General features: G+C 66.7%; 16 protein-coding genes. 12 read left to right on the forward strand and 4 right to left on the reverse strand.

The annotated features are described in order from the left end of the window. The first annotated feature begins 123 nt into the window (after positions 1 to 123). From A9975_RS17370 to A9975_RS17400, 7 genes are all read left to right on the forward strand, one after another. A complete protein-coding gene (locus tag A9975_RS17370; RefSeq protein ID WP_183033922.1) occupies positions 124 to 1,269 on the forward strand; it encodes an exonuclease SbcCD subunit D in 1,146 nt (381 codons plus the stop codon). Then, on the forward strand, positions 1,266 to 4,343 hold the full coding sequence (locus tag A9975_RS17375) for an AAA family ATPase (RefSeq protein ID WP_183033923.1): 3,078 nt from the start codon (positions 1,266 to 1,268) through the stop codon (positions 4,341 to 4,343). The genes A9975_RS17370 and A9975_RS17375 overlap by 4 nt, the downstream gene beginning before the upstream one ends. Positions 4,344 to 4,738: 395 nt before the next feature. After that, positions 4,739 to 5,422 carry a 3-oxoacid CoA-transferase subunit A gene (locus tag A9975_RS17380; RefSeq protein WP_043357062.1) on the forward strand — a complete coding sequence of 228 codons (684 nt, stop codon included), beginning with the start codon at positions 4,739 to 4,741 and terminating at the stop codon, positions 5,420 to 5,422. A gap of 20 nt (positions 5,423 to 5,442) precedes the next feature. Beyond that, positions 5,443 to 6,090 carry a 3-oxoacid CoA-transferase subunit B gene (locus tag A9975_RS17385; protein WP_043357060.1) on the forward strand — a complete coding sequence of 216 codons (648 nt, stop codon included), beginning with the start codon at positions 5,443 to 5,445 and terminating at the stop codon, positions 6,088 to 6,090. 96 nt (positions 6,091 to 6,186) lie between these two features. Then, positions 6,187 to 7,389 carry a 3-oxoadipyl-CoA thiolase gene (gene pcaF / locus A9975_RS17390; protein WP_183033924.1) on the forward strand — a complete coding sequence of 401 codons (1,203 nt, stop codon included), beginning with the start codon at positions 6,187 to 6,189 and terminating at the stop codon, positions 7,387 to 7,389. Positions 7,390 to 7,612: 223 nt separating this feature from the next. Then, positions 7,613 to 8,344 (forward strand): SDR family NAD(P)-dependent oxidoreductase, encoded by a 732-nt coding sequence (locus A9975_RS17395; protein WP_174424127.1) that lies wholly within the window; start codon positions 7,613 to 7,615, stop codon positions 8,342 to 8,344. 125 nt (positions 8,345 to 8,469) lie between these two features. Continuing rightward, on the forward strand, positions 8,470 to 9,489 hold the full coding sequence (locus A9975_RS17400; RefSeq protein ID WP_150993157.1) for a tripartite tricarboxylate transporter substrate binding protein: 1,020 nt from the start codon (positions 8,470 to 8,472) through the stop codon (positions 9,487 to 9,489). Between the two features lie 233 nt (positions 9,490 to 9,722). On the opposite strand, the gene A9975_RS17405 is transcribed toward A9975_RS17400, so the two are convergent. After that, on the reverse strand, positions 9,723 to 9,944 hold the full coding sequence (locus A9975_RS17405; RefSeq protein WP_183033925.1) for a hypothetical protein: 222 nt from the start codon (positions 9,942 to 9,944) through the stop codon (positions 9,723 to 9,725). A 311-nt stretch (positions 9,945 to 10,255) separates the two neighbouring features. On the opposite strand from A9975_RS17405, the gene A9975_RS17410 reads away from it, so the two are divergent. Next, a complete protein-coding gene (locus tag A9975_RS17410) occupies positions 10,256 to 10,801 on the forward strand; it encodes a PadR family transcriptional regulator (RefSeq protein ID WP_150993161.1) in 546 nt (181 codons plus the stop codon). 113 nt (positions 10,802 to 10,914) lie between these two features. On the opposite strand, the gene A9975_RS17415 is transcribed toward A9975_RS17410, so the two are convergent. Both A9975_RS17415 and A9975_RS17420 read right to left on the reverse strand, forming a co-directional pair. After that, on the reverse strand, positions 10,915 to 11,916 hold the full coding sequence (locus A9975_RS17415) for a nitronate monooxygenase family protein (protein ID WP_174424123.1): 1,002 nt from the start codon (positions 11,914 to 11,916) through the stop codon (positions 10,915 to 10,917). Positions 11,917 to 11,983: 67 nt separating this feature from the next. Further along, entirely contained in the window at positions 11,984 to 12,364 is a 381-nt protein-coding gene (locus A9975_RS17420) for a nuclear transport factor 2 family protein (protein WP_220810808.1), read from the reverse strand. Between the two features lie 387 nt (positions 12,365 to 12,751). Between A9975_RS17420 and A9975_RS17425 the strand changes: the two genes are divergently transcribed. Together A9975_RS17425 and galE are read left to right on the forward strand one after the other, a co-directional pair. Beyond that, entirely contained in the window at positions 12,752 to 13,780 is a 1,029-nt protein-coding gene (locus A9975_RS17425; RefSeq protein ID WP_183033999.1) for a tyrosine-type recombinase/integrase, read from the forward strand. A 185-nt stretch (positions 13,781 to 13,965) separates the two neighbouring features. Further along, entirely contained in the window at positions 13,966 to 14,985 is a 1,020-nt protein-coding gene (galE, locus tag A9975_RS17430; RefSeq protein WP_183033927.1) for a UDP-glucose 4-epimerase GalE, read from the forward strand. Positions 14,986 to 15,140: 155 nt separating this feature from the next. On the opposite strand, the gene A9975_RS17435 is transcribed toward galE, so the two are convergent. After that, positions 15,141 to 15,446: an H-NS family nucleoid-associated regulatory protein gene (locus A9975_RS17435; RefSeq protein WP_043357044.1), complete on the reverse strand. Its 306-nt coding sequence runs from the start codon at positions 15,444 to 15,446 to the stop codon at positions 15,141 to 15,143. A gap of 347 nt (positions 15,447 to 15,793) precedes the next feature. Between A9975_RS17435 and A9975_RS17440 the strand changes: the two genes are divergently transcribed. Both A9975_RS17440 and A9975_RS17445 read left to right on the forward strand, forming a co-directional pair. Then, positions 15,794 to 16,399 (forward strand): flavin reductase family protein, encoded by a 606-nt coding sequence (locus A9975_RS17440; protein WP_183034000.1) that lies wholly within the window; start codon positions 15,794 to 15,796, stop codon positions 16,397 to 16,399. 184 nt (positions 16,400 to 16,583) lie between these two features. Continuing rightward, positions 16,584 to 18,335 carry a methyl-accepting chemotaxis protein gene (locus tag A9975_RS17445; RefSeq protein WP_183033928.1) on the forward strand — a complete coding sequence of 584 codons (1,752 nt, stop codon included), beginning with the start codon at positions 16,584 to 16,586 and terminating at the stop codon, positions 18,333 to 18,335. Positions 18,336 to 18,375 lie beyond the last annotated feature (40 nt).

Here is an 18,375-nt window from a genome sequence, read left to right on the forward strand (position 1 = left end):
GGCTCGGCGCCTATTGTGGAGAGTGCCGGCTGAACCGAAGCTGAATGACGGCTGGGCAACGTTATGATGGCGCTTGCCGCCGCGGTCCGCTGCGGGCCGTCCACACACAGCTAGGGATTCACATTGCGTTTTCTTCACACTGCCGACTGGCATCTCGGGCGCGTATTCCATGCGCGCAGCCTGCTTGAAGACCAGGCCTGGGTGCTTGACCAATTCGTTGCGCTGGTGCGCGAGCGCCGGCCGGATGCGGTGCTGATCGCCGGCGACGTGTATGACCGCGCGGTGCCGCCGCCCGAGGCCGTGGCGCTGCTGGACGACGTGCTGGCCCGCATCGTGGTGGATGCCGGCATTCCCGTGGTGATGATCGCGGGCAATCACGACAGCGCCCAGCGGCTTGGTTTCGGCGCGCGGCTGCTGACGGCGCAGGGTTTGCACGTGGCCGGCATCACCGAGCGCGATGCCACTTGCGTGACCTTGTCCGATGCCCATGGCGAAGTACGGATCTACGCGTTGCCCTATGCCGAGCCCGCAACCGTGCGCGACGCTTTCGACATGGAACTGCCCGGGCACGAGGCGGCGTTGGCGGCGCGCCTGGACGCGATCCGCGCCAGCCATCCGGCGCAGGCGCGTTCGGTGGTGGTGGCCCACGCTTTCGTGATCGGTGGCGAGGCCAGCGAATCCGAGCGGCCGCTGTCGGTTGGCGGCAGCGGCGCCGTTGCCGCCAGCGTGTTCGACGGCTTCGACCTGGTCGCGCTTGGCCACCTGCATCGCCCGCAGACCTTCAGCCAGCCCATCCACTACGCCGGCTCCTTGCTGAAGTACTCGCTATCCGAAGTCACGCATGCCAAGTCGGTCTCGATGATCGAGCTGGCGGCCGATGGCGCGGTCAGCATCGAGCCGATCGCGCTGTCGCCCCGGCGCGACCTGCGCATCGTCGAAGGGCAACTGGCCGATCTGCTGGCGCAAGGCGCGGCAGACCCTCGGCGCGATGACTACATCCACGCGGTGTTGACCGACAACGGCGCCTTGCTCGATCCGATGGCGCGTTTGCGCCAGGCCTATCCCAATGCGCTCGCCATCGAGCGTGCCGTGCTGGCGCGCACGGGCGAGGCCGGGGCGGCGGGCCAGCGCCTGCGCCAGCTCGATACCGGCGAACTGTTCGCCAACTTCTTCAAGGAGGTGGCGGACGAAGAGCTGGACGAAGACAAGCGCCGCGTGCTCGACCAGGTGCTTGAGGGCATCGCCCGCGCAGACCGGGAGTCCGCATGAGACCGCTGCGCCTGAAACTGCAAGCCTTCGGCCCGTTTGCCGCCAGCGAGGAAATCGACTTCACCCGGCTCGGGGAGCGGGCTTTCTTCCTGATCCACGGCCCCACCGGCGCGGGCAAGACCACCCTGCTCGACGCGATCTGCTTTGCGCTCTACGGCGACACCTCCGGCGGTGAGCGCAGCGCGCAGGACATGCGCAGCGCCAACGCCGATCCGGCCCTGCGCACGGAGGTGACGTTCGAGTTCAGCCTGGGTGGCCAGCGCTACCTGGCCACGCGTTCGCCCGCGCAGGAGCGGCCGAAGCTGCGCGGCGAGGGCACCGTCAAGGAAACGCCCAAGGCCCAGCTTGATGTCATGGGCGACGCGGGCTGGACCAGCAAGGCGAGCCAGCCCAACAAGGTCGATGACTTCGTGCGCAACCTGCTGGGCTTTGACAGCAGCCAGTTCCGCCAGGTGATCGTGCTGCCGCAGGGGCGCTTTCGCGAATTGCTTACGGCGGACTCCAAGAGCCGCCAGGCCATCCTCGAGCGGCTGTTTCGCACCGAGCTGTACCGGCGCGTGGAGGAACTGCTCAAGGGGCAGGCGGCCGGCATTCGCCAGGAAGCCGAGCGCCTGCGCATCGAGCAGACGGCGTTGCTGCAGCAGTATCAACTGGAGTCCGTGGACGCGCTGCGGGAGCAGGCTGCGGGGTTGCAGGCCCAGCTGGCCGAACTGCAGCAGCGCGATGTGGCCGCGCGTACCGTGCTGGAGGTGGCCACACTGGCAACCCGGCAGGGCGAGCAGACGGATGCCCGCCTGCGGGAGCAGCGCGATACCGAGGCGGCCCATGCCGCGCTGATGGCGCAGCGCCCCGAGATGGAGGCGCAGCGCCAGCGGCTGCAGGCCGCACGCCGTGCCATGCAGGTGCAGCCGTTCGAGCAGCATCTGGGACAGGCCGTGCAGGAACACCAGCAGGCGCAGCAAGCGCTGGCCGCGGCAAGCGCGCGGTCTGCCGATTGCGCCGCTGTCTCGGCCACCGCGGCGGCGGGGCTTGAGGCCGAAGCGGCCCGTGCCGGCGAGCGCCAGGCGGCGCAAAAACAGGTGACGGAGCTGGAGGCCATGTTGCCGCAGGCGCAGCGGCTCGGCGTGCTGCAGCAGGAGTTGGAGGCTGCAGCACGCCAGCAGGCGCAAGCGGGTGCGGCCCATGGCGGGGCGCTGCAGGTGCAGCAGCAACTCACCGCCGCGTTGCGCCAGGCCGAGGCCGGCCTGGCCCAGGCGCAGGAAGGCGCGCGCGGGCTGGAGACAATCCAGCTCAAGCAGGCCGGCCTGGCGCAGCAGGCAACCACGCTCGACAAATACGCCGCCACGCTGGCGCAGTGCGAGCAAGCGCGCCGCCAGGCCGACGCCGACCAGCTCGCCGCGCAGCAAGCCGCCAAGCAGCAGGCGGCAAGCCTGCTGCGCCTGCGCGAGACGGAGCAGGCCTGGCGGGCCGGGCAAGCCGCGCGGCTGGCTGCAGGCTTGCAGGATGGCCAGGCGTGCGCTGTCTGCGGGAGCACCGCGCACCCGCAACTGGCGCGGCATGTCGATGCGCCGGTCTCCGACGAGGCACTGGACCTGGCCCGCGAGGCCGCACGGCTTGCCGACCAGGCGGCGCAGGCCGCGGCCAGCCGCGCGCAGGGTGCATCGCTGGCCGCCACGCACCGGCAGGAACAACTGGATGAACTACGCGAAGCGGCGGGAGCGGTGGGCATGCCCGACGGCGCCGCGCAAGACCCGGCGGAGGCCAGGCAGCAGCTCGCCGGCGCCATCCAGACGCTGCGCCAGCAACAACAGGCGGCAGAGGCGGCCGCTGGCCGTTGCCAGCCGCTGGCCGCGGAAGTTGAGCGGCAGCAAGCCGCTCTCACGGCAGCGGAGGCGGCCATTCGCGCCGCCGAGGCCGCTGTGCAGGAGGCAGGCCAGCGTCACGCCAAGCTCCAGGGCCAGTGGCAGGCCGCCAGCACGCAGGTGCCGCCGGACCGGCGCGAGCCGGGGCGGCTGGCAGCGGCGCTGGCACAGGCACGCCAGGACCTTGCCGCGCGCGAAGCCGCACTGGCCGCCGCGCAGGCGGCCGACAAGCAGGCCGGCGTGGGGCTGGCGGCAGCCCTGGCCGCGCAAGCCGCCGCGCAAGCCAGCCTCGCTACCCACGCAAAGCGGGAGACGCAGGCGGGCGCCGCATTCGCGAGCGCGCTGGAGCAAGCCGGCTTTGTCACCCGCCAGGCTTATGCCGAGGCGCGCATGCCGGGCGCGCAGATGGAGCAGGCCGAAGCCCAGGTCAATCGCTTCGACCTGGACCTGGCCGCTGCCGGCGATCGCCGCGAGCGCGCCGCCATCGCCGCGCGCGACCTTGCCCCGCCGGATCTTGCCGCGCTGCGCCAGGCCCAGGCGGACGCCGCCGGCGCGCTCGAGGCGCTGGTCCGGCAGCAGGCCGACCTGCACCGAAGCCGCGAGAACCTGCTGCAGTGCCAGCAGCGGCTGGATGCGCTGGCCAGCAAGGGTGCAGACATCGAGCGCAGCTACGCGGTGCTCGGCCGCCTGGCCGAAGTGGCCAACGGCAACAATCCGCGCCGCATGACATTCCAGCGCTTCGTACTGGCCACCTTGCTCGACGAGGTGCTGGAAGCGGCCTCGCTGCGGCTGATGCGCATGAGCCGCAACCGGTATGAACTGCAGCGCGTGCGCCAGCAGGGCGACCAGCGCACCGCTGGCGGCCTGGACCTGGAGGTGTTCGACCACGATACCGGCATGGCGCGTCCCGCCAATACCTTGTCCGGTGGCGAGGGCTTCCTGGCCTCGCTCTCGCTCGCGCTGGGGCTGGCCGATGTGGTGCAGTCGCGCGCGGGCGGGATCCAGCTCGATACCTTGTTTGTCGACGAAGGCTTCGGCACGCTCGATCCCGAGAGCCTGGACTTTGCCATCCGCACCCTCATCGACCTGCAGCATGCCGGGCGGCTGGTGGGCATCATTTCCCACGTGGCCGAGTTGCGCGAGCGCATCGATGTGCGCCTGGAGATTCGTGCCGGGGCCGGCGGCAGCCGGGCGGAGCTGCAATTGCCGTAGCGGCCCGGGGCCACCTCAGCGGGGCCTGAAGAGCGTAAGCTGTCCGATGTTCCGGGCCGCCGTGGCCCCGTTGGCAAGCTAGCTTTCAACTGCCCTACGGTTGTGGCCGGCTAACGCACAAGCGATTTGCCGGCGCCTTGACCACCCGCGGACAGGGGGTGTAACCTGTTCATTCTGCGAATTGAAGTTCGCAATTAGAACAAACCACAATAATAAGAAAAACCAAAGTCTGTTGGATTCGTTTCCGGCGGTGCGCCTTTTGCAAGCGGAGGGCGCCCAAGCCGGATGGCTCTTCCGGCAGGACTGTCCGGAGACAGCGTTTGCGCGCCGCCTGATTTCCCTCCTTGGCGGCCGGTTCCGGATAGTTCGTCCGGACTCTCGGAACTGGAACGCAAGTGATCAACAAGCTATTCGACTCGGTGGAATCGGCCATGGCCGATATCCAGGACGGCGCCACCATCCTGATCGGCGGCTTCGGCATGGCAGGCATGCCGGCGGAGCTCATCGATGCCCTCATCGCCCAAGGCGCCCGCGACCTCACCATCGTCAACAACAACGCCGGCAATGGCGACACCGGGCTGGCCGCGCTGCTCAAGACCGAGCGCGTGCGCAAGATCATTTGCTCCTTCCCGCGCCAGGCCGACTCCTACGTCTTCGATTCGCTGTACCACGCCGGCAAGATCGAGCTGGAACTGGTGCCGCAGGGCAACCTGGCCGAGCGCATCCGCGCCGCCGGCGCTGGCATCGGCGGCTTCTTCACCCGCACCGCCTATGGCACGCCGCTGGCCGAGGGCAAGGAAACCCGCATCATCGACGGCCAGGGCTACGTCTACGAGACGCCCATCCATGCCGACTTCGCCCTGATCAAGGCGCTGCGCGCCGACCGCTGGGGCAACCTGACCTACCGCAAGACCGCGCGCAACTTCGGCCCCATCATGGCGATGGCCGCCAAATGCCCCATCGTGCAGGTCAGCGAGATCGTCGAACTCGGCGAGCTGGACCCGGAGCACATCGTGACCCCGGGGTTGTTCGTCAAGCGCGTCGTCAAGGTCGACGGCGCCAGCCAGGCCGCTGCCTGAGCGCCAAGGAGATCCAGAATATGCAACGCCTGACCCGCGATCAGATGGCCGCCCGCGTGGCCAAAGACATTCCCGACGGTGCCGTGGTCAATCTCGGCATCGGCCTGCCCACCCTGGTTGGCAATCACCTGCCGGCCGACCGTGAAATCCTGCTGCACAGCGAGAACGGCCTGCTCGGCATGGGCAAGGCACCCCCCGCCGGCGAAGAAGACGGCGACCTGATCAACGCCGGCAAGCAGCCGGTCACGATCAAGCCGGGCGGCTCGTATTTCCACCATGCCGATTCCTTCGCCATGATGCGCGGCGGCCACCTCGACTTTTGCGTGCTAGGGGCTTTCCAGGTCTCGGTGAAGGGCGACCTGGCCAACTGGCATACCGGCGCGCCGGGCGCGATTCCTGCCGTGGGCGGCGCGATGGACCTGGCGATTGGCGCCAAGGAGGTGTTCGTGATGATGGAACACCAGACCAAGCAGGGCGAGAGCAAGATCGTGGCGGAATGCACGTATCCGCTGACCGGCATGACCTGCGTCACGCGCATCTATACCGATCTGGCAACCATCGACGTCACGCCTGACGGGCTGGTGGCGCGCGACCTGGTCGAAGGCCTGTCCTTCGACGAACTGCAACGCCTGACCGGCGTGCCGCTCAAGCAGGGCGCTTCTGCCTGAGCGCCTGAGTGTTGGCCTGAGCGCCGGGGCGAGCCCCGGCTAGCACGCTTGCAAGCCTCCCGTTTTCACGATCACGAACAAGCAAGAGAGACAACCATGACCGAAGCCTTCATCTGCGACGCCATCCGCACCCCCATCGGCCGCTACGCCGGCAGCCTGTCCGGCGTTCGCCCGGACGACCTGGGCGCGGTGCCGCTCAAGGCCCTGATGGCACGCAACCCGAACCTGGACTGGTCCGCCATTGACGACGTGATCTACGGCAATGCCAACCAGGCCGGCGAAGACAACCGCAACGTAGCGCGTATGTCGCTGCTGCTGGCCGGCCTGCCGCAAAGCGTGCCGGGCGCCACCATCAACCGCCTGTGCGGCTCTGGCATGGACGCTACCGGTACCGCCGCGCGCGCGATCAAGTCCGGCGAAGCCGGCCTGATGCTCGCCGGCGGCGTGGAAAGCATGAGCCGCGCCCCGTTCGTGATGGGCAAGGCCACCAGCGCCTTCTCGCGCGATGCGCAGATTTTCGACACCACCATCGGCTGGCGCTTCATCAACCCGGCGATGCGCGCGGCTTACGGCGTGGACTCGATGCCCGAGACCGCCGAGAACGTTGCCACCGACTACAAGATCAGCCGCGAAGACCAGGACCTGATGGCCTTGCGCAGCCAGGAAAAGGCATCGCGCGCGCAAGCCGACGGCACGCTGGCGCAGGAAATCACCGCAGTCACGATCGCCCAGAAGAAGGGCGACCCGCTGGTGGTGGACCGCGACGAACACCCGCGTGCCACCAGCATGGAAGCGTTGGGCAAGCTGCGCGGCGTGGTTCGCGCCGATGGCACCGTGACTGCCGGCAATGCCTCGGGCGTGAACGACGGCGCCTGCGCCATCCTGCTCGCCAGCGAAGCCGCGGCCCGCCAGCACGGCCTGACGCCCAAGGCTCGCATCGTCGGCATGGCAACCGCCGGCGTGGCGCCGCGCGTGATGGGCATTGGCCCGGCGCCGGCTTCGCAAAAGCTGCTCAAGCAACTCGGCATGACCATCGACCAGATGGACGTGATCGAGCTGAACGAAGCGTTCGCCGCGCAAGGCCTGGCCGTGCTGCGCGAACTCGGCGTGGCCGACGACGACGCACGCGTTAACCCGAATGGCGGCGCGATCGCGCTGGGCCACCCGCTCGGCATGAGCGGCGCCCGCCTGGTCACCACCGCCATGTACCAGCTGCACCGCACCGGCGGCCGCTACGCGCTGTGCACGATGTGCATCGGCGTGGGCCAGGGCATCGCCATGGTGATCGAGCGCGTCTGATCGTCAACTGCCTGACCGTTTGACGCCTGGGCGCCCGCGGGTTTCGGCTCGCGGGCGCCGTGCGCTAAAGAATGCCGCGCGGCTGCCGTTAGTACATGGTGGAAGTGCAGGCTGATGAAGTTTCCCAACGCAAAGAAGCAGCGCGACGGGGCCGACTGGCTCGCCGGCTCTCGTCGCATCCTCTTCAGCATGACCCGGTGCCCCTCGCCGGTCGGAGTATGTGATGTCCCTTCCCGTTGCCACGCTCGTTACCGGCGCCAGTTCCGGTATCGGCCGCGCCATCAGCGAAATGCTGCTGGCCGATGGCGTGACCCAGGTGGTCAATGTCGACTATGTCGCCCCCGCCTGGTCCCATCCCAACATGACATTTGTCCAGGCCGACCTGACCAATGCCGACGCGACCCGCGCCGCGGCCGAGCAGGTGACCTCGCGCTTTGCCGTGACCCGTCTGGTCAATAATGCCGGCGCCACCCGCCCCGGCACGGCCGACACGGCGAGCGTAGAAGACCTGGACTACGTGGTTGGCCTGCACCTGCAAGCCACCCTGCTGCTGACCCAGGCCTGCCTGCCCGCAATGCGCGCGGCACGCTTTGGCCGCATCGTGAACATGGCTTCGCGCGCGGCGCTGGGCAAGCCGGAACGCGTGGTGTATTCCGCCACCAAGGCCGGCCTGATCGGCATGACCCGCACGCTCGCGATGGAACTCGGCGGCGACGGCATCACGGTCAATGCCGTGGCGCCCGGCCCGATTGCTACCGACCTGTTCCGCAAGAGCAACCCCGAAGGCAGCGAGCAGACCAAGCGGATCCTCGCCAGCATCGCGGTCAAGCGCATGGGCACGCCGGAAGACGTGGCTCGCGCCTCGATGTTCTTTCTGTCGCCGGAGAACGGCTTCGTGACCGGCCAGGTGCTTTATGTGTGCGGTGGCACCACCCTCGGCGTCGCACCCGTGTAGTCCCGCGGCGTGACCGGTGCAAAGCGCGCACCCGTCATCACGCCGCAGCATTTAGTCCGTAGAAAACTAAAAAAGATGACCCGTGCCACAAGCGCGGGCTTACAGCGATTTATCCTGGAGCAAACATGAAATCCCATTCCCAAGCTCGCACCCCGCACAACAGCGCGCGCCGTCGCCTGCTGGCTGCCGGTGTGGCATTGGCCGCCACCTTCGGCGGCATGACCAGCGCGGCCTACGCGCAAGGCAACTACCCGACCAAGCCGATCACCATGATCGTGCCGTTCTCGGCCGGCGGCACCACCGACATCCTGGCGCGCATCGTCGGCCTGCAACTGGGCAAGGCGCTCGGCCAGCCGGTGGTGATCGACAACCGTCCGGGCGCGGGCGGCAATATCGGCGCATCGATCGCGGCCAAGGCTCCGGGAGATGGCTACACCCTATTCATGGGCACCATCGGTACCCACGCCATCAACCAGTCGCTTTATTCCAAGCTGCCGTTCGATCCGGTCAAGGATTTCGCGCCGATCTCGCGCGTGGCGATGGTGCCGAACATCGTGGTGGTGAACCCCAAGGTGCCGGTCAACAACGTCAAGGAACTGATCGCCTACGTCAAGGCCAACCCGGACAAGCTGTCGTACGGTTCGTCGGGCAGCGGCTCCTCGATGCACCTCTCGGGCGAGTTGTTCAACTCGATGACGGGCTTGCATATCCAGCACATCCCGTACAAGGGCAGCGCCCCGGCGGTCAACGACCTGCTGGGTAACCAGATCGGCCTGATGTTCGACAACATGCCGTCGTCGTACCCGCACGTGAAGGCCGGCAAGCTGCGCGCCATCGCCGTGACCTCGGCCAAGCGCTCGCCGGCACTGCCGAACGTGCCGACCGTGGCTGAATCCGGCGTGCCGGGCTATGAAGCGACTTCCTGGTTCGCGCTGTACGCCACCGGCGGCACGCCGCAGCCGATCGTCGATCGCCTGAATGCGGAAGTGGTGAAGATCCTGGCCATGCCGGAAGTGAAGAAGCAGATGGCCGACCAGGGCGCGGAGCCGCATCCCGAGAAGCCGGCCGAACTGGCCGCTTTCATGAAGACCGAGACCGCCAAGTGGGCCAAGGTGGTGAAGGCTTCGGGCGCCACGGTGGACTGATCGATCTCCGCACGGTTGCCCCGGCCCGGACTTCTGGCCCGGGCCGATGACAGTAAAAAGGCCGGCCCTTTCGGGGCCGGCCTTTTTACGTGCGCTTGACGTGTGGACGCGCTCAGGACAGAAAAAAGCCCGCGATAGGTTGCGGGCCCAATCCTGGCCCACACACAGGGCAGGAGGAGACAGGGGGAAACACTGGCAGGAGACGGTGCGCGGCGCACGCCGCGCATCGGCCGTCAGGCCAGGCTGTACTTGACAACCTGTTCTTCCACGCCCACGAAACGCACCAGCTGGCGCAAGCCGCTGGCGTACTCCTTGATATGGTGCCCGTCCGGCGTATCCGGCAGGCGGTAGTACACGGGCATCGTTGTGGCCGATGCGGGCTGGTTGGTAGCTTGGGGCCCATCGGCCTCCCACGGGACATCCCGGTCTTCGGCAAAATCTGTTCGTCCTAGCATGGACCACTCCTGGTGAATGACTGGCATGGCTGTGCCGTGGCCGAGAACCGGCAACAGGCATGCGGAATGACTATGTCTGCAAATGTATTGCACCTTGCCGAAAAATGCTATTTAGCATTTTTTAGATCTGCATCAGCGTTGTCGTCGCCTTGTCATTTTTCGTGTCTCCAGCTGCCGGAAATTGGCGGTATCCGTCGGCGGTAGCCCTGGCGGGGCCTGGCTTTGCGCTACCATAGGCCCTCGCCACCCAAAGCCAAGGCGGCAGCCATATGCCGCCACCGGGCGACCGGCCTCCACGTCACGCTTCCCGCATGTCCGTTCAGCACGCACTCCTGACCTCCCTTCTGGAAAAACCATCTTCCGGCTACGAGCTGGCTCGCCGCTTCGACCGCTCCATCGGCTATTTCTGGCATGCGACGCATCAGCAGATCTATCGGGAGCTGGGCCGCATGGCCGAGCACGGCTGGATTGCCGCGGATGAGGGGGAGGGTGACGCCAGGAACCGAAAGAAGGTCTACTTCGTGCTGCCGCCAGGGCGCGACGAACTGGCGCGCTGGGTGTTGGCGCCTACCGCCGGCCTGGACGTGCGAGATGAAATCCTGGTGAAGCTGCGCGCCGATGCTGTGGTGGGCCCGCTCGGGCTGAGGCCGGAGATGGCGCGGCTGATCGGCCTGCACCGCGAGCGGCTCGAGACCTATCGCCAGATCGAGCGGCGCGATTTCTCCGCCGCGCAGCCCACGCGCGCGCAACAAGTGCAGCACGCCCTGCTCAAGCGCGGCATCCGGTATGAAGAGGATTGGGTGTCGTGGGCCGAGGAATTGTTGCCGCTGTTGGATAAGCAGGACGACGCGGCTTGAAGTCGCGCCGGGCGATCGCGCCCGGCGGATGGAAATGCGTGGAAACGGGCGGCAGCAGGGGGGCGGACAGGTGGCCAGGCGCCGCGGCGCGCTGGCCACCGTCAACAACGCGCTCAGGCCAGGTCGGCCGCCGTCGCGCCGTTGGCGTAAGCCGCTGCCGGGGCCAGCCCGAGGCGGCGGCGCGCCAGCGCGTATTCCTCGGCGAAGCGGCGTACCAGCTCGGCGGCCGGCACCACGCGCTTGATGGCGCCCACGCCCTGGCCAGCGCCCCAGATGTCTTTCCACGCCTTGGCGCTGCCCGAACCGAAGTTCATCTTGGACGGATCCGATTGCGGCAGCGCTTCCGGATCGAGCCCGGCATTGACGATGCTCTGGCGCAGGTAGTTGCCGTGCACGCCGGTAAAGAGGTTCGAGTAGACGATATCCGACGCGGTGCTGTCGACGATCATCTGCTTGTAGCCCGCTTGCGCGTTGGCCTCTTCGGTGGCGATGAAGGCCGAGCCCACATAGGCCAGGTCGGCGCCCGCGGCCAGCGCCGCGAGGATGCCGTCGCCGCTGGCGATGGCGCCCGACAGCAGCAGCGGGCCGTCGAACCACTCCCGGATTTCATGCAGCAGCGCAAACGGCGACAGCACGCCGGCATGGCCCCCTGCACCCGAGGCGACCGCGATCAGGCCGTCGGCGCCCTTCTCGATGGCCTTGCGTGCGAAGGTGTTGTTGATGATGTCGTGCAGCACGATGCCGCCATAGGAGTGCACGGCATCGTTGACTTCCTTGCGCGCGCCCAGCGAGGTGATGACGATGGGCACCTTGTAGCGCACGCACAGTTCCAGGTCGTGATCGAGTCGGTCATTGGACTTGTGCACGATCTGGTTGACCGCGAACGGTGCCGACGGGCGGTCCGGATGCTTGGCGTCGTGCTCGGCCAGCTCGGTGGTGATGCGGTCCAGCCAGTCGTTGAGCACCGGGCCAGGGCGCGCATTGAGCGCTGGGAAGGAGCCGACCACGCCGGCCTTGCACTGGGCGATCACCAGGTCGGGGTTGGAGATGATGAACAGCGGCGAGCAAACCACCGGCAGCGAAAGACGGTTCTGGAGAATGGCGGGAAGTGACATGGCGTTTCTGCGAGAGTGAATACAGTGGAACGGATCGGGATACGGGGTACGGGAACCGGCAATGCGCTCAGGCGCTGGCGCCCTGCAGCACGGATTTCTGGCTGGCGAGGCGGGCGCCCATGGCGGCGGCAAGCGCGTCCAGGCCGCTCTTCGGGCGGACCATGACTTCGAAGTCGTCGATCTTGCCGGCGTCGTTAAAACGGATCATGTCGATGGCCTTGACGGATTTGCCATCGACCGTCGCGCTGAACTCCAGCACCACGCTGCGCCCGTCGTCGCTGACAAACGTGCGGTGGTAGCGGAAGTCCTGGAATACCTGGTTGACGGATTCCAGCACCATGCGCAGGGCAACGCGGCCCGGGTAAGGCGTGTGGGCGACGGGCGAGTGAAACACCACTTCGTCCGCCACGATGCTGTCGAGGTCGGACATGGAATGGGTGGCGATCATGCGGTGCCAGATGGCTAGCGAGGCCTGCGCCGCCGCTGACAAGGTTGCTTGGGTCACGGTGTCTCCTCCAGTTGGGCCGAGGGCGTGGGAGTCGCCCGTTGCGGCACGCTGCGCAACGCTTGCCCGCTTGGCCCCTCAGGGGCTGCGGCAGCGGCGGCTTACACATCGCTATGCAACCAGTTGCATAGCGATGTGTGAAAGGTAGCAGCAGACGACGCCAAATGCAATGGCCTGACGTTGCGAGGGCAGGGACCGGCGCGTTCCGGATCGCCGGATGAGGCCCGCCATTGCTTGGGCAGTGGTCAAACGAACTCCGTCTTTTGTGGCGACTTGTCTACAATAGCGGCATTGCCGAAAACCAATGCAGGAGCGCGAGTGAGTACTGACATGAGCGCCAACGGGCCATCCCCCGACCTGTTCGATGCCGACCTGGAGGCCTGGCGCAAGCAGCCCGAGCGAGCCTTCGATGGCTGGCTGGCCAGCCACGGTTTTCGCCATGGCACGGCTGTGGTGTACCGCGCGATGTGGGGCAAGCTATTGCGCTGGTCGGGCGAGCGCGGCTTGGCGCCGCTGTCCTGGTCGGCGGAGCAGATCGGGGCCTTCCTCGATGAGCAGGATCTGCACAAGCACCACCGTTACCGCTACACGCGGCTGATCGAGCGTGTCTTCCACCATCTGTCGCTATTGCAAGAAGGCTTGCACAACCCGGCCAGCCAGGCAGTGCGCGCTCACCTCGCCGAAGGTGAGAACGATCCGACCGCATTCTTGCTGCCCACCGAGCGCGATGCCCTGATTGCCCGCGTGCTGGCCCCGGCGGTCCTGGCGGACGGGCAGGACGGCGCCCCGCTGTCGGCCACCCAATGGAAGCGCGCCCGCGATATCGCACTGGTGGCCGTGTTGCTGGGCGCCGGCCTGAAAGTGGGCGAAGCGCGCGGCCTGGGCATTGACAGCATTGCCGAGGATGCCGCCAGGCTGCGTTTGGTCCGCGCCGACAACGGCCGCGCGTACGAGGCGCCGGTCTTTGCCTTCGCCCGGGCGGCGCTGCTGGCCTGGCTGGAAATCCGCTCCCGGACCGGCACGCTGGGTAACCTGGTGTTCCCGGCCATGCCAAGCGGGCGGCACTTGCACGCGGCCTCGTTATACCGCCGCGTGGAGATCCTGCTCGACGAGGCTGGCGTGCTGGCGGGGCGCAGCGAGCGCGCGTCGCCGCAGACGCTGCGCAATACCTGCGGCGCGCTGCATTTCGAGGCCGGAGCCGGCCCGGCCGAGGTGGCGCAGCGTCTCGGCATGCGCGACCTGGAGTCGGGCTGGCGCTTGCGCGCGGCGTTTGAGGCCTGGCAGGCGCGTGCTGGCCAGAAACCGGCGCACGGCGGTGCCGGTGACACAGGCACGACAGATGTGGCCTGCTATGCTTAGCCGACCTCTTTCAACCTGTTTCAACGTGTTTCGATCCGATGCGGGCAACCCTGGCTGGGCTTGGCTGCGGCCCGCCAGGACGGCGCCGCGATATTGCAGCCTGAAGCATGGAGTCCGCTTGTTGCATCGTGCGCCCTGTCCTGGCGCCCGTTACGTCTCTTTTCACAACTATTTGATGAATCGCTATGTCTGAAACCTTGCTGCTCACGGGAGCTACCGGTTATATCGCCTCGCACACCTGGGTCGCCTTGCTCGAGGCCGGCTATCACGTGATCGGCCTGGATAATCTGTGCAACAGCAATCGCGTCGTGGTCGAGCGCCTTGCGCAGATTACCGGCCAGCGCCCGCATTTTGTCGAAGGCGATGTGCGGGACCGCGCTTTGCTGGACCGCTTGTTCGCCGAACACCGGATCTCGGGCGCGATTCATTTCGCGGCACTCAAGGCGGTGGGGGAATCGGTCAGCAAACCGCTGGATTATTACGACAATAATCTCAATGGCCTGCTCACCCTCTGCTCGGCCATGAACACGGCCGGCGTGAAGCAACTGGTGTTCAGCTCCTCCGCCACCGTTTATGGCAATCCGCATACGGTGCCGATCCTGGAGGACTTTCCGCTGTCGGCGACCAATCCGTATGGCCAGACCAAGCTGATGAGCGAGCAGATCCTGCGTGACCTGGAACTGTCGGACCCTGCCTGGCGGATCGCCTACCTGCGCTATTTCAATCCGGTTGGCGCGCACGAAAGCGGGCTGATCGGCGAAGACCCGGGTGGCGTGCCGAACAACTTGATGCCTTATGTGGCGCAAGTCGCCGGCGGGCGCCGCGAGAAACTGCAGGTGCACGGTGGCGACTATCCCACGGTCGACGGCACCGGTGTACGCGATTACATCCACGTCTGCGACCTGGCAGCCGGCCATCTTGCGGCCCTGGTCTACCTGCGTGACCAGCAGCAGTGCCTGACGGTCAATCTCGGCACGGGGCGGGGCTACAGCGTGCTGGAAGTGGTCGCGGCCTACCAGCGCGCCAGCGGGCGCCCGGTGCCCTACGTGATCGGGGACCGCCGCCCTGGCGATATCGCTTCGTGCTACGCCGATCCCGCGTTGGCGCAAAAGCTGATCGGCTGGCGCGCGCAGCACGACATCGATCGCATGTGCGAGGATTCCTGGCGCTGGCAGTCGATGAACCCGCTGGGGTTTGCCGGCTGAGTTGCGTGCCCGCACGCGCGGGCACGCAGGCAAGCGGGGCGCGGACAGGGCAGCGCAGCAGGAAATAAAGACGGCCGGGCAAATGCCCGGCCGTCTTCAGGAGTCCTGCGGGCTCGCGGCGCAGTCGGCCGCCATGCCCTGCGTTGCGCCCGACTTTAGCGAATCAGGAAGTCTTCGATGGTCTTGCCCGCGGCCAGGGCCTGGGTCAGCCAGCCCGGACGCTTGCCGCGGCCAGTCCAGGTATTGCCTGCGCTGTCGCGATAGCGAACCGGCACCTTGCGGGTAGCCTTCTTGCCGGCGGCGGGCTTGGTGCCGAAGCCCAGGTCGTCCGCGGTCAGTCCATATTGGTCGATTTTCTGGCGAATATCGGCGATGACGGAAGCCTGCTCGCGGGCCTTGATTTCCTCGGCCTGCTTTTGAAGTTCGCTGATTTTCTGAACAATTTCCTGATAAGTCGCCATTACGAGCCTCGATTTACTGGGTGAGCATGATGAATCGGATGAATTATAACGGCCGCAAGCGATCCTGCAAACGCTTTTAACCCCGATGGGGAGAATTCTGATAAATCGTCTGCTCCATCTAATTAATGAACTTCCGCGCGGGTCGCCGGTCCCCGGTGGGGCCGGATTCTCCGGCGTGGTGCTCACTTTGGCATCTCGCCGAAATCCATGCGTGGCGCAGATTCGGTTTTTTTACATTCGCGCTGCGCAATAACCCTTCCCCTCGTAATGGCGAGGGTCATAAAGTGCTTTTGCTGCAACAATGCCGATCCGATTTCAGTTTGAGCGAACCTTCATCCGTATCCGACATGCCTGACGACTCGATTAACGTCGGCGCCGCCTCCCGGCGCGTTCCCGTAGAACTGGCAAAAGCCTATCGCCTGCTGAATCACGGCCCGGTGACGCTGGTCACCAGCGCCCATGCTGGCCGGCGCAATGTGATGGCGGCATCCTGGGCCATGCCGCTGGATTTCCAGCCACCGAAAGTCGCGGTAGTGATCGACGCCAGCACGCTCACGCGCGAACTGGTGGATGCCGGTGGTGAGTTCGCGCTGAACATACCCACGCGTGGGCAGGCCGCCGCCACGCTGGCTGTGGGCTCGCGTTCCGGCCGCGAGCTGGACAAGTTCGCCGCCGCGGGGCTGGCCACGTTCGCAGCGGCTGAAATTGCCGCGCCGTTGGTGGCCGGTTGTCTAGCCTGGCTGGAATGCCGCGTCATTCCCGAGCCAGCCGTGGCTGGCCGCTATGACTTGTTCATCGCGGAAGTGGTGGCCGCGTGGGCTGATTCCGCCGCATTTTCAGAGGGCAGATGGCATTTTCCGGACGCCGAGTGCCGCTCAATCCACTATTTGGCCGGCGGCGCCTTTTTTGCCACGGGCGAGGGTTTTCAGGTCGTGCCGGGAGAGCGCGAATGAGCCGCGCGAGGGCGCCGCGCCGCGGGCGTCCCGCCATGCGCGGTCTGGCGTGGCGGGCACGGCACCCGGCTCAAGGAATCGCGGGACACCGCCGTTATCTGCCCTGAGCGGGTCGCTGGGGTGTCGATCCGCCGGGCCGGGGCCGGTGGAGGCCTTGCGCATTCCTTACCGTATCGGGTGCTTCATGTCTTTCCATAACAATATCCAGATCAAAACTCTGCTGCGCGGCGCAATGGCAATGTTGTCGCTTCTTCTGATGCTGGTTGGCGGCGTTGGCCTGTATGGCATGTCGCACAGCAATGACGCGCTTCAGGAAACCTATGGTAACCAGCTTGCCTCGTCGCAAGCGCTGGGCGAGGCCATGCTAGGCATGACGCGCATGCGCCTGGCCCTCGATCGCGGCGTCATGCCGGGAGAGGGGGATGATGGCAAGGCGGTGGTGGACCGCTCGATGATATTCATCGACAGTTCCGAGGCGGCCTGGAAGCGATACTCGGCGCTGCCGCAGGATGCCGAAGAAAAGGCGCTGGCCACGGAGTTCGGCCGCAAGCGTCAGGAATTCATGGAAAAGGGCATCCTGCCCCTGCAAAAAGCTATCAAGGAGAACAACGCGGACGCGGCGCTCAAGGTTGCCAAGAAGGACTTGCCGGAACTGCAGCGCAGCATGGCTACCGCCTACGAAGCGCTGCAGGCTTTCCAGTACCGTACCGGCGAGTCCAATTTCAATGCCGCCCAGGCCCGCTTCCAGCAAGTGCGCGCGCTTTGCTTCCTGCTGATCGCCTTTGGCCTGGTGGTGGCCGCCCTGTGCACGACCACCCTGCAGCGGGCCATCGTCCGGCCGGTGGAGGAGGCCCTGGCGGTCTTCGAGCGTATCGCCGCGGGTGACCTGACCTCGCGTATCACCAATGTGTCGCGCAATGAGGTGGGCCGTATGATGCAGGCGCTGGTCGCCATGCAGGACAGCCTGTCGAACATCGTCTCGCAGGTGCGCGGCGGCACCGACTCGATCGCCTCGGCCACACAGCAGATCGCTACCGGCAATCTGGATTTGTCGCAGCGTACCGAAGAGCAGGCCTCATCGCTGGAGGAGACCGCTGCCAGCATGGAAGAGCTGACTTCGGCCGTGCGCCAGAATTCGGACAACGCGCGCCAGGCCGGCGTGCTGGCCAGCGATGCCTCGCAGATCGCGCTCAAGGGCGGTGACGTGGTGGGCCGCGTGGTCGATACCATGAACGAGATCAATGGTTCGTCGCGCAAGGTGGTCGAGATCATTGCCGTGATCGAAGGCATTGCCTTCCAGACCAACATCCTGGCGCTGAATGCCGCGGTGGAAGCCGCGCGCGCTGGCGAGCAAGGCCGCGGCTTCGCGGTGGTGGCAGGCGAGGTGCGCACCCTGGCGCAGCGCTCGGCCGCCGCCGCCAAGGAGATCGAGGCGCTGATCAGCGAATCCGGCCAGCGCGTGGAAAGCGGCACCAAGCTGGTTGCCGAAGCCGGCCAGACCATGGGCGAGATCGTCAATGCGGTCAAGCGCGTCACCGACATCATGAACGAAATCAGCGCGGCCACGCAGGAGCAGACCAGCGGCATCGAGCAGGTCAACCAGGCGGTTACGCAGATGGATCAGGTTACCCAGCAGAATGCTGCGCTGGTGGAAGAGGCCGCTGCGGCGGCCGGCGCCCTGGAAGAGCAGGCGCAGAAGCTCAATGGCGTGGTGTCGGTGTTCCGTCTTTCCGGCAGCCACGGGATGGCAGCACAGCCGCCGGCAACGCGCGCGCCCGTGGCCGTCAAGGCCGCAGCGAGCAGTTCACCCGCGCGCCAGCCGGCCGTGCCGGCGCGCCCGCGCACGCCGGTTCAGCGCCAGGCACGCGCGGCCCGTCCGGCCGTCCCGGCAATGGCTACGGCCAACGCTGGCGGTGATGACTGGAGCGCGTTCTGAGCCATGGTTGACCGTTTGCCGCCGTTTTCATCACCGGGGA

It is taken from the genome of Cupriavidus sp. UME77 (assembly GCF_014170355.1).
Taxonomy (GTDB): domain Bacteria; phylum Pseudomonadota; class Gammaproteobacteria; order Burkholderiales; family Burkholderiaceae; genus Cupriavidus; species Cupriavidus basilensis.